The organism is Nonomuraea gerenzanensis (assembly GCF_020215645.1).
Lineage (GTDB): Bacteria > Actinomycetota > Actinomycetes > Streptosporangiales > Streptosporangiaceae > Nonomuraea > Nonomuraea gerenzanensis.
This window is the reverse complement of record NZ_CP084058.1, coordinates 5000402-5015436: the sequence shown is the minus strand read 5'-3', so window position 1 is coordinate 5015436 and position 15035 is coordinate 5000402. Positions and strand designations below refer to the sequence as shown.

Below are 15035 nucleotides of genomic sequence, written 5' to 3'. Positions count from 1 at the left end.
GCTGCGCAGCAGCGCGGCGGCGGGCCTGTGGTACGGGATGATCACCACCACCTGGCCCGATCACGCGTTGCCCCTGGTCGGAGATCCGCGGGTGAATGTGGTCCAAGTGGCGCAAGTAGCGTTCTAGCACGACCCGTCGATCACGTTGCATGAGCGTTCGTCGAGCGGGTAAGGGTGGCGCCATGTCCGCTGCGTGTCACGAGGGCCGGTTACTCGCCGGTCGCTACCGGCTGGAGTCCGAGCTGGGCAAGGGCGGCATGGGCCGGGTCTGGCAGGGCCACGACGAGCTGCTGGATCGGCCGGTGGCCGTCAAGGAGGTGACGCTGGAGCATCAGCCCCCGTCGGAGCGCGAGGTGCTGCTGGGCCGCACCATGACCGAGGCCCGGCTGGCGGCCCGGCTGAGCCATCCGCACATCGCCGCCGTCTACGACGTGGTGGTGGCCGACGGGCAGCCGTGGATCGTCCTGCAGCTCGTCTCCGCGCCCACCCTGGCCGACGTGCTGGCCGAGCGCGGCTCGCTGCCGCCGGCGACGGTGGCCGGGATCGGCTTGCAGGTGCTGGAGGCGTTGCAGGTCGCGCATGCCGCCGGCGTGGTGCACCGGGACGTCAAGCCCGCCAACATCCTGCTGGACAGCGCCGGCCCGAGCGCGCTGCACGACCTCGCCCATCATGCCGTGCTCACCGACTTCGGCCTGGCCACCAGCACGGAGCAGCCGGTCGGGCTCACGCAGGCGGGCATCGTCGTGGGCACCCCCGCCTACATCGCCCCTGAGCGGGCGCGCGGCGGGCCGGCGACCCCGCAGTCCGACCTGTGGTCGCTGGGGGTCACGCTCTACACGGCGGTCGAGGGCCGTTGCCCGTTCGAGCAGGGCACGGCGCTGGCCACCATCAGCGCGGTGCTGACCGCCGACCCGGCTCCGTTCCGGCGCGCGGGCTCGCTGGCCCCGCTGATCGCCGGGCTGCTGGACAAGGACCCCGACCGCCGTACGGGGATCGCCGAGGCCCGCCGGTTCCTGGACCGGCTCGTCGCGCGGCCGGCGACGGCCGTCCCCGAGACCGGCGACCTGCTGGTTCCCCCGCTTGAGCAGCCGCCCGCCACGAACGCCGACGACCTGCCGCCCGTCACGAACACCGACGACCTGCCACTCGTCACCAGCTCCGACGACCCACCGCCCCTCACCAGCTCCGACGACCCACCGCCAGTCACCAGCTCCGGCGAGCTGCCGCCCGTCACGAGCCGCCCGCCGGCCGCCGCCGGGGCGTGCACCGCGCGGCGCCCCCCGTACGTGCGGCACGCGGTGGTCGTCACCACGCTGGCCGCAGGCGTGCTGGTGGCCGGTTTCTGGCCGGACGACGCCCCCTCCCCAGCACCGGCGATGCGGCAGCACTCCGTCACCGCCACCCCGCTCACGGACCCGCCCACGCCGCCGCCCACCCGGGTGCTCCTGGCAGAGCGGGTGGAGAGCCGCGATCGCCTCGACGCGCCGCCCAAGCCGGCGGCCACGCCCGCCCCGCAACCGGGCGGCGGGACAGGAGGCAAGGCGAGGGGCAGGACCGGGCACCTCCCGCCGGGCCACGCCGCCGGGCACCCCGGCCAGGGGCAGGCCAACGGCCGCAAGTGACGCGCGCTCCCGGCCAGTCACCGAAGCGGAACGGCCGCGGACACGACTCGCTGCACCGGCTCGGCACGCGTTCGGCGAACACCCGGGAATGGGAGAGTATGGGGGACGAGGTCCGCGGAGGCGTCGCAGAGCGACGCACGCGGCGTGACGGCGTGGCGGGTCAGGCATGACTGGCCGGTCTCCCAGGTGGGGGACGAATGGTGTTGGTGGAGCGTGGTAGGTATGGCCAGGACAGGTAAGGTCCTGCGGTTCGATGACGTTCGCGGATACGGGTTCATCGTCCCCGACAACGGCGGCGAGGACGTCTTCGTCCACGCCAACGATCTGATCGACGACAAGAGGCTGCTCACGCCGGGGACACCGGTCGAGTTCGAGGTCATCCAGTCCGACCGGGGCCTGAAGGCCTTCGCGGTCCGCATCAGGGAGGTCGAGCGCCCGTCGGCGGCCGAGGGGCTCCCGCCGTCCAACGGGCACGTCGAGCCCGTCTCCCCGAGCGGGCACCAGAGCAGGCACGAGCTGGACGACGACGACGGGCTCTGCGAGGTGCTGTCGGCCGAGGAGTTCGGCCAGGAGCTGACGGAGCTGCTGATCGAGGAGGCGCCGGAGCTGACCGGCGCCCAGATCAAGTCGTTGCGGCGCAGCCTGCTGATCTTCGCGAAGAAGTACGGCTGGGTCGAGGGCTGACCCCGCCGCGGGGCACCCGCGATGACCGCAGGTGCCCCACATCTGCTCAGCCGGTGGTGCCGTCCTCCGTGAGAGCCACGAGCAGGCCGTTCAGCCGGTCGGCGAACGAGGCCGGATCGTCGATGCGCGCACCCAGCGTCAGGACGGCCTGGCCGAACAGCACGTGCGCCCAGTCGGCCAGGCGCGGGTCGTCCTGCCGCTCGTTCAGCCGCTTGACCAGCACGTGCTCCGCGTTCAGCTCCAGCACCGGCTGGCTCGGCAGCCCCGAGCCGCGCATCCGCCGGGCGAGGGTGAAGTCGGTCTCGGCCTCGTTGGCCACGATGCAGGCCGGCGACGTGGTCAGGCGGCTGCTCATCCGCACGTCGTAGGCCGTGCCGGCCAGGATCTCCTTGAGCTTGCCGAGCAGCGCGGCGTACTCGGCGCTCGCCTTGCTCGCCGCTTCCTTCTCCGCCTCGTCCTCCAGGCCGCCGAAGTCGGGGACGCCCTGGGTGACCGACTGCAGCCGCTTGCCGCCGAACTCCTGCAGCAGCCCTGTCACCAGCCAGTTGTCCACGGCCTCGCCCAGCAGCAGCACTTCGACGCCCTTCTTCCTGAACGCCTCCAGGTGCGGGCTGGCGGTGGCGGCGGCCAGGGTCGGGGCCAGCAGGTAGTAGATCTTGTCCTGGCCCTCCTTCATCCGGTCCACGTAGTCCTGCAGCGAGACGTCGGCCTCCTGCCCGGCCGAGCGGGTGCTGGTGAAGCGGAGCAGCTCGGCGATCTCCTCGCGGTTGGGCGGATCGTCGGCGATGCCCTCCTTGAGTACGGCGCCGAACTCCTTCCAGAACACGGCGTACTTGTCGGGCTCGTTCCGCGCCAGGTCGTTGAGCAGCTTCAGCACCTTCTTGACCGCGCTGGAGCAGATGTGGCTCACGGCCCGGCTGCCCTGCAGCAGCTCCCTGGAGACGTTGAGCGGCAGGTCGGCGGAGTCGATGACGCCGCGCACGAAGCGCAGGTAGCGCGGCAGCAGCTCCCCGCTGTCCTCCAGGATGAAGACCCGCTGGACGTGCAGCTTCACCCCCTGGCGGGCCTGCGGGACCCACAGGTCGTAGGGGGCGCGGGAGGGGATGTAGAGCAGCAGCGTGTACTCGTAGCGGCCCTCGACCTTGCTGTGCAGGTAGGCGAGCGGGTCGGTGTAGTCGTGGCTGACGTGCCGGTAGTAGTCGTGGTAGTCGCGCTCGCTCAGCTCGCTCTTGGGCCGGGTCCACAGCGCCGACGCCTGGTTGACCGTGGTCTCCTCCGCCTGCGCGCTCTCGTCCTCGGCGGCCATCACGATGGGCAGGCTGATGTGGTCGGAGTACCTCTGGATGATCGAGCGCAGCCGGTAGCCGTTGAGCAGGTCGTCCTCGCCCTCGCGCAGGTGCAGCACGATCGTGGTGCCCCGGTCCGGACGGTCGACGGTCTCCACGACGTACTCGCCCTTGCCGTCGGACTCCCAGCGCACCCCCTCCCCGGCGGCGAGCCCGGCGCGGCGGGTGGTCAGCTCCACCCGCTCGGCCACCACGAACGCGCTGTAGAAACCGACGCCGAACTGGCCGATGAGGGAGCTGTCACCGCGCTGCTCGCGGCTCAGCGCCTCGAGGAACTCCGCGGTGCCGGACCTGGCGATGGTGCCGATGTTCTCGATCACCTCGGCCCGGCTCATGCCGACGCCGTTGTCGCTGACCGTGATCGTGCGCGCGTCCTTGTCGTAGGCCACCCGGATACGCAGCGGCTCCCCGTCGTCCTCCGCCAGGTCGGCTCGCGAGAAACGTTCGAACCGCAACCGGTCTATCGCGTCGGAGGCGTTCGAGATCAGCTCGCGGAGAAAGATTTCTTTTTTGCTGTAGAGCGAATGGGCCATCAGGTCCAGAATGCGCGCCACTTCTGCCTGAAAGGTGAATTTCTCGGTGTTCGCCTCTAACGTCACCGGCTCCCCCGCCGTTTCTCGCGCGAGTGCCGGGACGCTCCGAACCCCTGTCGGGAAACGCCCCGGCCGATGGTCGAGGCAAGCCTAGGTAACGCGCTGTGGCCGGTCAACCTCCGAATCCGGACGTATCCCTGGGTGCCTTTTCGGCCGGTCCGGTGGGGCCAGGTCCTGGTCGGGCAGGACTGCTCGCAGCACCAGTGCCGCCGGGGCGCTGGGCCCGACCAGCGTCAGGTTCCCGCCGAGCGAGCGGGCCAGCCTGCGCGCCCGCAGCACGGCGGCGGCGCCGCGCGAGTCCATCAGGATGACGCGGCGCAGGTCCACGCTCAGCCGGGGCCCGCGCTGCCGGATCACCGTGGCGAGGAACTCGTACAGATCATCGGCGGTGAGCAGATCGACCTCGCCGTTCACGCAGACGAGTGGGGTGCCTGCGGACAGGCTGACCTGGAGGTCCAGTCTCATGAAGGGTTCCTAGCCGGGTTGCACGCCCGGCGCTCTGGTGCGCCGGGTCCCCTCCCGTACCCTGAGCAAGGCGTCTCAACCGCCTTCTCACCTCTCCCGCCTTCCCGTTGTGAGGCGGGCCGCTCAGGAACGCCCCCGCTGCTCGGTGAGCAGGCGGCTGGGGACGGACATCTGGAAGCCGCTCGCCGGACGTGCCGGGACGCGCCGCAGGGAGATGGCCAGGTCCTGCTCGGGCACGTCGTGATCCAGCTCGGCGAGCCGGACCGACAGCGCCCGCAGCAACGCCATCGTGATCTCCTCCCCCGGGCACCGGTGCCCGGCGGCCGGATCCCCGCCGCCCTGCGGGATCAGGTCGTACTCGCCCGGCTGCCGGTCCAGGAACCGGCTCGGGTCGAAGGTGTAGGGCTGCTCCCACAGCCCGGGATCGTGGTTCTGCCCGTAGACGTCGAGCAGCACCAGGCAGCCCTCGGGGATCCGTTCGCCCGCCCAGGACAGCTCGCGGACCGCCTTGCCCGCGACGAAGGGCGCGAACGGGTAGAAACGCCGGACCTCCTGGGCGAACGCCTCGGCGAAGGCGGCGTCGCCGTCCCGGAGCCTGGCACGGTGCTCGGGCCAGCGGTGCAGCGCGTGCGCGGCGAACGTCAGGAACCAGCACACGGCCACGGTCGGCCGGATCACGTTGAGCAGCTCCACCGCCGCCACCCGCGGGTCGAGCAGCTCGCCGTCGGCGTCGCGATGCCGGGTCACCACCTCCAGGGCCGAGCCGGGCGCCGCCTGGGCGGCGCCGTCGCGCACCCGCCGGACGAGGTCGCCCAGCCACGCCTCGCGGCGGGCGCGGGCGAGCCGGGCCCGCCAGTGCCGCGGCCCGCCGCTGCCGAACCCGTCGACCGCGGCCGTGAGGTCGGCCGCCAGAGCGGGCACCTCGTCAGGGTCCAGCGGGATGCCCGACCACCGGCACACCGCCTGGGTCAGCACCTTGGCCGCCTCGTCGAAGAGCACGACCCGCCCCCGGCCGGCCCACGTGCCGACCGCCTCGTCCCAGGCCGCCTCGGTGTGCGCCACCAGCGGCGCCACGCCCTCCCCCGTCAGCAGCGACGTGAACATCGCCTTGCGCACCCGGTGGCGGGCGCCGTCGAGCGTGTGCACGGCCCCGTGCCCGATCAGCGTGCTCTTGACGGGCTCCGGCATCGCCGGGCCACGCAGGACGTGGTCCTCGTCGTAGAAGAACCGCGCGGCCTCCGGCCCGCACAGCGCCACCGCCCGCCGGCCCATCACTCGCGTGTGCGCGACCTGGCCTGACGTACGCCGCCGCAGGCCGGGCAGCCAACCGTAACCTTCAAGAAGCAGAAAAATCGTCTCATCGAATACCGGCATGGGCTCCGGCCCTGCCCAGGAGCTCCCGGGTGAAACCGGGCCGTCAACACGCCAGAATTGACGCCATTTGCCGTTTTCTAGGGTTATCAGGTCGACCAGCAGGGGCACGCCTCCGAACGGGCATGTGAGCGACAACCACTCCGTGCCGGCCGCCATCCGTCAAGCCCGAGGAGCTGCCGTGCTCACGCTGACCGCCGACGCCGTCGCGGCGATACGCGATCTGACCACCCAACCGGAGACCCCGCCCGACACGGGGCTGCGCATCGCGGCCTCCTCCACCAACGGCTCGGGGAGCTCTCTGGAGCTGTCGGTCTCGGGTGGCCCGCACCCGGACGACCTGATACTCGAGCCGGAAGGCGTACGGGTGTACCTCGAACCGGCCGCCGCCTCGTTCCTGAACGACAAGACCCTCGACGCCGAGATCGAGGACGACCGGCCGTCCTTCCGGATCATCCCGCAGACCTGAATCGGGCTCCTTCCCCGGCCCCGATCGGCGGCCCGGCCGCCGATCCGCCAGCGGCGCCTTGTCGCTCACCTCGGCCTTTCAGGTGCATCGGGCCGTTTTTGGGGGAGTAGGCAAGCCTGCATGAGACGGATGAGCCGGGGGTGATGGTCGTGGAGGGAGTAGAGGACACGATTCGGGTGGGGGTGGAGGAGGAGTTCCATGTCATCGACCTGCGCAACCTCCGCCTGGCCGCGCGAGCCGACCTGTTGCTGGAGGGGTTGCCTCCGGAGAGTTTCGCGCGGGAGCTGCAACGTTCGACGGTGGAGTCCAACAGCGCGCCCTTCCTGCGGCTGGAGGAGCTGGCGCGCGACCTGTGCGGGCTGCGCGGGCAGCTCATCCGGCAGGCGGACGAGCTGGGGCTCGGGATCACCGCGGCGGGCAGCTCTCCGCTGGTCGAGAAGGGCGAGCAGAAGGTCTCCCCTGAACCGCGCTACGAGCAGATGCTCAGCGACTACCAGCAACTGACGCGGGAGCAGCTGATCTGCGGCACGCACGTGCACGCGGAGGTGCGCGATCCGGACCTGGCGGTCGCGGTGGCGCACCGGCTGACGCCGTGGTTGCCGCCGCTGCTGGCGCTGTCGGCCTCCTCGCCGTACTGGGACGGGGAGGACACCGGATACGCCAGCTACCGCAGCCTGGTGTGGCAGCGCTGGCCCACCGCGGGCCCGATCGCCAGGTACGAGTCAGCCGCCGAGTACCAGGAGATGATCGAGGAGCTCATCCGGTCGGAGGTGATCACCGACTCCGGGATGCTCTACTTCGACATCCGGCCGTCGCAGCACGTGCCGACGGTGGAGCTGCGCATCTGCGACTCCTGCCCGCGGATCGAGGACATCGTGCTGATCACCGGGCTATTCCGGGCGCTGGTGGCCAGGGAGCTGGAGGCGGTGCGCCAAGGGGTGGAGCGGGACGTCCATCTGGAGGCGGTGCGGGCGGCCACCTGGCAGGCGGCGCGGTCCGGGCTGGAGGGCGAGCTGATCGACCCGGTGAGCGGCGTGCCCAGACCCGCGCCGGACGTGATCCGGCGCCTGGTCGAGGGGCTGCGTCCGCAACTGGAGGAGACGGACGACTGGGACCTCGTGTCCGGGCTGGCCGAGCAGGCGCTGGCCGGCGGGAGCTCGGCGGAGCGGCAGCGGCGCGCGTTCGCCCGGCGCGGGCGGCTGGCCGACGTGGTGGACCTGCTGCTGACCGAGACCCGCGACTGCGACTGGGACCGGCCCGCGAACGACCCGCCCGCCTACCGGTCCGCCGCATCCTGAGGAGGCCGGTATGTGCGGGTTGAGCGGAGAGATGCGTTTCGACGGCGCCGGGGCCGACATGGGGGCCGTGGGCCGGATGACGGAGGCGATGCACGAGCGCGGCCCGGACGGCTCGGGCCTGTGGTCGCAGGGGCCGGTCGCGCTGGGCCATCGCCGCCTGAAGATCATCGATCTGTCGGAGAAGGCGGCCCAGCCGATGGTGGACCCCGAGCTGGGGCTGGCGGTGGTGTTCAACGGCTGCCTGTACAACTACGGCGAGCTGCGGCGGGAGCTGCGCGCAGCGGGTTACCGGTTCTGCTCCACCTCCGACACCGAGGTGCTGATGAAGGCCTTCCACCGGTGGGGGCCCGCGTGCGTCGAGCACTTCAAGGGCATGTTCGCCTTCGCCGTCTTCGAGCGGGCGACGGGCCGGCTCACGCTGGGCCGTGACCGGCTCGGCATCAAGCCGCTGTACCTGGCCGGGGACTCCAGGCGGCTGCGCTTCGCCTCGTCGCTGCCCGCCCTGCTGGCGGGCGGCGAGGTGGACACCGACATCGATCCGGTGGCGCTGCACCACTACATGACCTTCCACTCACTGGTGCCGGGCGAGCGCACGATCCTCGCTGGGGTGCGCAAGCTGCCGGCGGCCACCGTACGGGTGATCGAGGCGGACGGCAGCGGCACCGAGCACCGGTACTGGGACCCGCCCCACACCCGGGGCGCCCTGCCGGAGCATGCCGGCCTGAGCGGCGCGGAGTGGCGCGAGGCCGTGCTGGACGCGTTGCGCGTGGCCGTGCGCCGCAGGATGGTCGCGGACGTGCCGGTGGGCGTGCTGCTGTCCGGCGGCCTGGACTCCAGCCTCATCGTGGCGCTGCTGGCCGAGCAGGGGCAGGAGGACCTGGCCACGTTCAGCATCGGCTTCGAGCCGGCCGGCGGCGAGCGGGGCGACGAGTTCGCCTACTCCGACCTCATCGCCCGGCGGTTCGGCACCGACCACCACCGCATCCGCGTCCCGGACGCCCGCCTGCTGGAGGGGTTGCAGGACGCGGTGCGGGCGATGAGCGAGCCGATGGTCAGCCACGACTGCGTCGCCTTCTACCTGCTGTCGCAGGAGGTCGCCCGGCACGTCAAGGTCGTGCAGTCCGGGCAGGGGGCCGACGAGGTGTTCGCCGGTTACAGCTGGTTCCCGCCGCTGGCCGGCGTGCCGCGCGAGCAGGCCGCCGACGTCTACGCCCGGGCGTTCTTCGACCGGCCCCACGCGGGGCTGGCCGCGATCCTCGCGCCCGACCGGCTGCTGTCACGCGACGCCAGCGGCGAGTTCGTCCGCGAGCACCTGAGCAGGCCGGGCGCCGAGACCGCGCTGGACGCCGTGCTGCGGTTGGAGACGACGGCCATGCTGGTGGACGATCCGGTCAAGCGGGTGGACAACATGTCGATGGCCCACGGGCTGGAGGCGCGGACGCCGTTCCTCGACCACGAGCTGGTCGAGCTGGCGGCGGCCTGTCCCGCCGAGCTGAAGCTGGCCCACGGCGGGAAGGGCGTGCTCAAGGACGCCGCCCGGCGGCTGCTGCCCGCCGAGGTCATCGACCGGCCCAAGGGGTACTTCCCGGTGCCCGCCGTCAGGCATCTGGACGGGGAGCTGCTCGGTCTCGTCCGTGAGGCGCTGACCAGCCGGGCCGCGCGTGAGCGGGGGTTGTTCCGCGAGGAGTACGTGGCGCGGCTGCTCACCGACCCCGAGCGGGATCGGGCTACGACCGGCGTGAACACCCTGTGGCAGCTCGGCCTGCTGGAGCTGTGGCTCCAGACCCACGGACTGTGACGCCACGGCCCGCCGGTGACCCGCGACACCCTCCCACGGTCGCCGGCTACCTGGCGGGCCACCTCGCGGGCCACGGCGGGGGCGACGGCGGGGGCGACGGCACGGGCCACGGCGGGGGCTCGCCTCGGCTGCCGGCGGGTGCGAGGCTGGTCGGCGGGCCGTCGCACCTCCCCGCGGCGGCGAGCCTGACCGCGTGGAGCTGCCTCGCCCCCGCCCTGGCCCCCGGCAACACCGCCGTCGCGTTCGTCAGCGACCGGGACGGCTCACCCCGGGTCTGGATCCAGCCGCTCCAGGGCGGCGACACCGAGCCATGGGCCGTGGACACCGGCCCGCAACCGGCAGTCGACGTCAGCTGGGCACCGACAGGAGGGCATCTGGCCGTGCAGGTGGCCCCCGGCGGCGGCGAGCACGCCCAGGTGTGGACCGTCCAGCCGCACGGCGGCGACCTGCGCCTGCTCGCCGCCCCGGAGGGCGGCTCCGCCACGCTGATCCGCTGGACGGGCCGGGGCGAGACGATCCTGGTGGCCGAGACCTCACCCGACGGCGTGACCAGGGCCGTGCTCATCGACGCGATCACCGGCGGGCGCCAGGTCATCGCGGCCGGCCCGCTGCTGAGACCGGCGTCCATCAGCCGGGACCACACGACGATGCTGCTGCGCAGGGGCCCTCGGGGCCGCCGGCGGATGTACGTGGCCGACCTGGCGGCCGAGGCGCTGGGCGCGCACCTGCCGAGCGGGGAGCGTCCGCTGCTGCCGGGCCTGCCGGGATCCACCGACGACGGCGCGCTCTCCCCCGACGGCAGGACCGCCTACCTGGTGTCGGACGCCGGCCGCGACCGGGCCGCGCTGCTGGCGGTGGGGCGCGACGCCGGGGCCGTCGTCCTGGCCGAACGTCATGACGCGGAGCTGGACCGGTTCGCGCTCAGCGCGGACGGCCGCCGCGCGCTGCTGGTGTGGAACGTGCAGGGCCGATCGGCGCTGGACGTCATGGACCTGGAGACCGCGCGGCTCCGTCACCTCCCGTCACCGCCCGCCGACGTGATCACCTCCGCCCGGATCGGCTGGGACGGCACTCTGGCCGCGCTGGCCGCGGAGGATCCGCACGAGCCGTCCCACGTCCTGCTGTGCGACCTGGACACCGGCGGCTACCGGCACGCCGCCGGGGCGGGCCCGCTGCCCACGGCGGCGGGCGCCGAGCTGGTGCGCTTCCGCGCCCGCGACGGCCTGGAGCTGGCCGCCTGGCTCTACCGCCCGCCGCACGCGCAGGGCCGCGCGCCGTTCGTGCTGTTCCTGCACGGCGGCCCCGAGGACCAGGAGCGGCCCACCTTCAACCCGCTCTACCAGAACCTGCTCGCCGCCGGGATCGGCGTGTTCGCGCCGAACGTGCGCGGCTCCGGCGGGTACGGGCGCGCCTTCCGGCAGGCCGACGACCACGCGCTGCGCTTCCGCGCGGTGGACGACGTGGCCGACTGCGCGGCGGAGCTGGTGCGCCTGGGCGCCGGCGACCCGTCCCGGCTGGCCTGCATGGGCTGGTCGTACGGCGGCTACCTCACCCTGGCCACGCTCGTCTCCCACCCGCGCCTCTTCCGTGCCGGCGTGAGCGTGAGCGGCATCGCCGACTTCCACACCTTCTACGCCCGCGCCGAGCCGTGGATCGCGGCGGCGGCGGTCAGCGAGTACGGCCACCCGGACACCGACCGGGAGCTGCTGCGCGCCCTGTCACCGCTGCGCGCCCTCGACCGGCTGGCCTGCCCCCTGCTGGTGGTGCACGGGGCCCAGGACACCAACGTCCCCCTGTACGAGGCGGAGCAGGTGATAGGCGCGGCCACCGCCCTGGGCCTGCCCTGCGACCATCTCGTCTTCGAGGACGAGGGCCACGAGATCCGGCAGGTCGGCAACAGGGTCAGCTTCGTGGCCAAAGTGGTGGGCTGGCTGTCGGATCACCTGCGCCCCGCCCGCTGATGGGTCCGATCCCGGAGGACGCCCCGCCCGCTGAGCCGCGCACTGGCCGCCCGGAAGACGCCGCCCGCACCGTCACAGGACCAGCTGCTGGTGCCGCCGGCTGTGCCACTCGACCGTCACCACGGTGGCGTCGTCCTGCAGCCGCCCCCGCTGGTGCTCCAGGATGGTCTGGATCAGCCGGCGCAGCGTCTCCGGCGCCGACATGCCGTCGGCCTCGCGGCGGACGATGAAGTCGATGAAGCGCTCCAGCCCGAACAGCTCCCCCTCCGGGCTCTGCGCCTCGATGACGCCGTCGGTGTAGAACAGCAGCCGGTCCCCCGGCTGCAGCTGGTAGCGCAGCTGCCCGGTGGAGACCCCCATCCTGAACCCCATCGGCGGGTCGGGCGCGCTGTCCAGGCTCGCGACCAGCCGGCCGTCCCGCAGCACCAAGGGGGGATGGTGGCCCCGGTTGACCCAGCTCAGCCAGCCCGTCCGCAGGTTCAGGTCGGCCAGGATGCCGGTGGCGAAGCGCCCGGTGAACTGCTCGGCGATCGCCGCGTCGATCGCCTCGGTCGTCGCGGAGAGGTCCTTGCCGTGGCGGCGGTTGTTGCGGCAGGCGCCCATGGCGATGGTGGCCGTCAGGCCGGCGGAGGTGTCGTGCCCCATCGCGTCGAAGATCGACACATGCAGCGTGTCGCCGTCGATGGCGAAGTCGTAGGCGTCGCCGCCGACCTCGTACGCGGGCTCCAGCGCGGTGCTGACCACCACCTGGTCGTTGGCGAAGGTCCCTGGCGGAAGCAGGTTCCACAGCACCTCGGCCGACAGCGTCATCGGCTGGGCGCGCACCAGCCGGGCGTAGGAGTCGCTGTGCCCGCGCTTGCTGATCACCAGCAGCGCGACCAGGGACGCCAGCTGGCCGGCCAGCAGCTCGGCGGCCGGCGCGTCCGGCGGCACGCTCACCGCGAGCACCCCCACCCGCTCGGTGCCGTCCAGCAACGGCACCCACAACCGGTGCGGCCCCTCCTCGCTCTCGTGGCGGGCGGGCACGATCTCCACGTCGCGGAAGGCACGGCCTGCCACCGTGGCGTCGATCCGGATCGGCTCCAGCGACTCACCGGACGCGTCACGCTGCCCGGGCAACGGCACCAGGTACTGCTGCTGCAGGTCGGCGACGAAGACCATGGTGTGCGAGAAGCCGACGCGCCGGGCGTGCTCGGCGACCAGGCCCGGCACCTCCTCCATCGCGGACAGGTGGTTGACCCGCAGCAGGCCACCCAGCATCCGCTCGCCGTCACATGCCATCGAAACCCTTTCAGCGGAGAGCCTGTCCTCACCATAGATCTTCGGCTCATACCCGTCAGGCCGCTCGCGGGTCGAGCAGAGCGGCGGCCGGCTGTTGTACGCCGTACCCCGTCCGGCGGAGGACGACCGGCCGCGGCCGAAGCCGGCCCGCCGGGTTTCGTCGGGCGCACCGCCGAGCTGGCGAGCCTGACGGCGCCCTCGGCGGAACCCCCAAAGAACGTCGCACTTTTTGGTGACAAAAATGGCTCTAGCAGCCTTTGACCGAATTTTCGGTATTTAACGGTGTCCGCAGATAGGGAGGGTGCCACGCTAAGATCGCGTCCCGTGTCTTCAGCTCATTTATGGCGGACCATCAGAATCGCCGCGGTAAGCCTGGTACTCGCGGGAACGATCGCGGGCCTGCTGCTCGGCGACACCTGGCTCTGGGTGGCCGTCGAATGGTCGCCGCCGACCTATGCGGGCCTTCACTCCCCGGACGCGCTCGACACCCCGACCACCGTCGCGCTGCTCGTGGCGGCCCCGGTGAAGGCCGCGCTCCTGTGGCTGATCCTGCGTGCCCCCGTGCCGGGCCCGCTGAACCATCGGGAGAAGGCGCTGCGCCGGCTGCTGTACCTGGCGGTGGCGTACAGCCTCGCGCTGTGGTGCCTGACCGGGTTGCTCCCCGCCGTGGTGGACACGGCGTTCCAGCTCGGGCTGTGGACCATGAGCGACGTCCTCTACCTGCTGGTCATCGGCTGGCGGTCCCGCGTGCTGCGCGTGACCGCCGCGGCGATGTTCGCCGTCGAGCTGGCCGGGCTCGCCAACCAGCTGCTGGACGATCTCGACCTGCCGGAGCTGGGGCCGGGCGGCGTCGTCGAGCTGGGCGTGATGCTGAGCGGAGTGGCGACGATCGCCGTCACGGTCGTCGGGCAGTGGCGCGACGGCCGGTGGAGCCGCGGCACGCTGGTCGCCGGCTGGTCGTCGGCGGGCGTCTGCGCGCTGGCCGTGCCGTTCAACCTGCTGTTGGGCAGCGTCTCCGGCGGCGAGCTGGCGCTGCTGGTCGTCATGGACGCGGTGGGGCTCGTCACCACCTTGTGGATCGCGGCGACCGCCCGCGAGCTGTCCGCCGGGCACCGTGCTCCTGACCTGCCGCCCGCCCGGCGACGGGTGCTGCGCGTCGCGGTGGGGGCGGCGGCCGTCCTGCCGGTCATCGCGATGATCCACCCGGAGCAGAACGCGTACCTCACCTACACCGGCTGGTCGCCGGACTGCTACGACCGCCCGAGCTTCGGCGACCTGAAACCCGCCGACCGCGACGCCGCGTTCCTGTGCCGGGCGCGGAGCAGGGACGGCGGGGTCCCGCCGATGTTCCCGGACAGCCTTTCCGACCAGGCGATCCTCGGGTACGGGCGGGCGTTGTGCCGTGCGAAGGACCGCGACGAGCAGCAGGCGCTCCTGACGCGGGCCGGCAGCCCGCGGCCCGCCTGGGGGGCAGACCCGTGGGACCTCGTCTACGTGTGCCCGGACATCATCGGCGCCACCCATCCCGACCTGCTGCGCTCGGCCGCGGAGACGGAGGCGGCGAACGCCGCCTACATCGCCGAGCAGAACGCCACGTGCCGCGACCCGTGGCCCCGGACGAAGGGCGTCGCCCAGGCCACGGCCAGATATTTCCTGTTCGTGGACGGCGATCCCGGTTACCTGGTGCACGACCCGAAGGACGAGGCGGCCGACAAGGCGGCGAGCCGGGCGATGGGCAAGGTCTTCGACGACAGCTCCGGGATCGGGGTGGGCGGCAGCGCGGTGCTCATCGGGCACGTCGAGGACGTCGTCAACCTGTGCCTCACGGTGAAGGCCTTCCGCACCACGCCGCCGCGACGCACGGCCGGGTGGATCCAGGTCACCGAGGTGCCGATCGTCAGCCGCAGCGGCCTGCTCACCGTGCCGGAGATGGGCGAGGGCGGAGAGGTGGGCGCGGGCGCCCCGATGCCGAATCTGGCGATCGCCGGCAAGGGCCGTTACCGGCTCCGCGTCTACGTGCGGGTCGAGGCGGGAGAGGAGCAGCACCTGGTCGTCGTGTTCCCTGGGGCGTCGGGGAAGAGGCTTGAGCTGAAGTCGTGAGCGGTGGCACTACGCGGGCGTTCCAGGCAGAATGCCGGAATGGATCT

Annotated in this window: 11 protein-coding genes; 7 read left to right on the top strand and 4 right to left on the bottom strand. The window is 72.4% G+C overall.

The genetic code is table 11. The features are described from left to right. Positions 1 to 182 precede the first annotated feature (182 nt). Positions 183 to 1622: a serine/threonine-protein kinase gene (locus LCN96_RS23560; RefSeq protein ID WP_225275040.1), complete on the top strand. Its 1440-nt coding sequence runs from the start codon at positions 183 to 185 to the stop codon at positions 1620 to 1622. Between the two features lie 222 nt (positions 1623 to 1844). Beyond that, entirely contained in the window at positions 1845 to 2306 is a 462-nt protein-coding gene (locus tag LCN96_RS23555; RefSeq protein WP_225275039.1) for a cold-shock protein, read from the top strand. A gap of 46 nt (positions 2307 to 2352) precedes the next feature. On the opposite strand, the gene htpG is transcribed toward LCN96_RS23555, so the two are convergent. From htpG to LCN96_RS23540, 3 genes are all read right to left on the bottom strand, one after another. Next, on the bottom strand, positions 2353 to 4251 hold the full coding sequence (gene htpG, locus LCN96_RS23550) for a molecular chaperone HtpG (RefSeq protein WP_225275038.1): 1899 nt from the start codon (positions 4249 to 4251) through the stop codon (positions 2353 to 2355). Between the two features lie 84 nt (positions 4252 to 4335). Continuing rightward, positions 4336 to 4710 (bottom strand): STAS domain-containing protein, encoded by a 375-nt coding sequence (locus LCN96_RS23545; protein ID WP_225275037.1) that lies wholly within the window; start codon positions 4708 to 4710, stop codon positions 4336 to 4338. Between the two features lie 123 nt (positions 4711 to 4833). After that, positions 4834 to 6084: a cytochrome P450 gene (locus LCN96_RS23540; RefSeq protein WP_225275036.1), complete on the bottom strand. Its 1251-nt coding sequence runs from the start codon at positions 6082 to 6084 to the stop codon at positions 4834 to 4836. A gap of 178 nt (positions 6085 to 6262) precedes the next feature. Here LCN96_RS23540 and LCN96_RS23535 point away from each other — a divergent pair, with 178 nt between their 5' ends. The 4 genes from LCN96_RS23535 to LCN96_RS23520 all read left to right on the top strand — a co-directional run bounded on the left by LCN96_RS23535 (position 6263) and on the right by LCN96_RS23520 (position 11607). Next, complete coding sequence (locus LCN96_RS23535; RefSeq protein ID WP_225275035.1) at positions 6263 to 6550, top strand: HesB/IscA family protein; 288 nt, start codon at positions 6263 to 6265, stop codon at positions 6548 to 6550. A 149-nt stretch (positions 6551 to 6699) separates the two neighbouring features. Next, positions 6700 to 7848, top strand: coding sequence for a carboxylate-amine ligase (locus tag LCN96_RS23530; RefSeq protein WP_225275034.1), 1149 nt, complete (start codon positions 6700 to 6702; stop codon positions 7846 to 7848). A 10-nt stretch (positions 7849 to 7858) separates the two neighbouring features. Next, the gene (locus tag LCN96_RS23525; RefSeq protein ID WP_225275033.1) at positions 7859 to 9646 is read left to right on the top strand and encodes an N-acetylglutaminylglutamine amidotransferase; all 1788 of its coding nucleotides are present in this window, start codon (positions 7859 to 7861) and stop codon (positions 9644 to 9646) included. Beyond that, positions 9643 to 11607: a S9 family peptidase gene (locus tag LCN96_RS23520; protein ID WP_225275032.1), complete on the top strand. Its 1965-nt coding sequence runs from the start codon at positions 9643 to 9645 to the stop codon at positions 11605 to 11607. Before LCN96_RS23525 ends, LCN96_RS23520 begins: the two co-directional genes overlap by 4 nt. 72 nt (positions 11608 to 11679) lie before the next feature. Here LCN96_RS23520 and LCN96_RS23515 read toward each other — a convergent pair whose 3' ends face one another. Further along, positions 11680 to 12888, bottom strand: coding sequence for a PP2C family protein-serine/threonine phosphatase (locus tag LCN96_RS23515; RefSeq protein WP_225275031.1), 1209 nt, complete (start codon positions 12886 to 12888; stop codon positions 11680 to 11682). A gap of 324 nt (positions 12889 to 13212) precedes the next feature. Here LCN96_RS23515 and LCN96_RS23510 point away from each other — a divergent pair, with 324 nt between their 5' ends. Beyond that, positions 13213 to 14988, top strand: a complete 1776-nt coding sequence (locus LCN96_RS23510) for a hypothetical protein (RefSeq protein WP_225275030.1) — start codon at positions 13213 to 13215, stop codon at positions 14986 to 14988. Positions 14989 to 15035 lie beyond the last annotated feature (47 nt).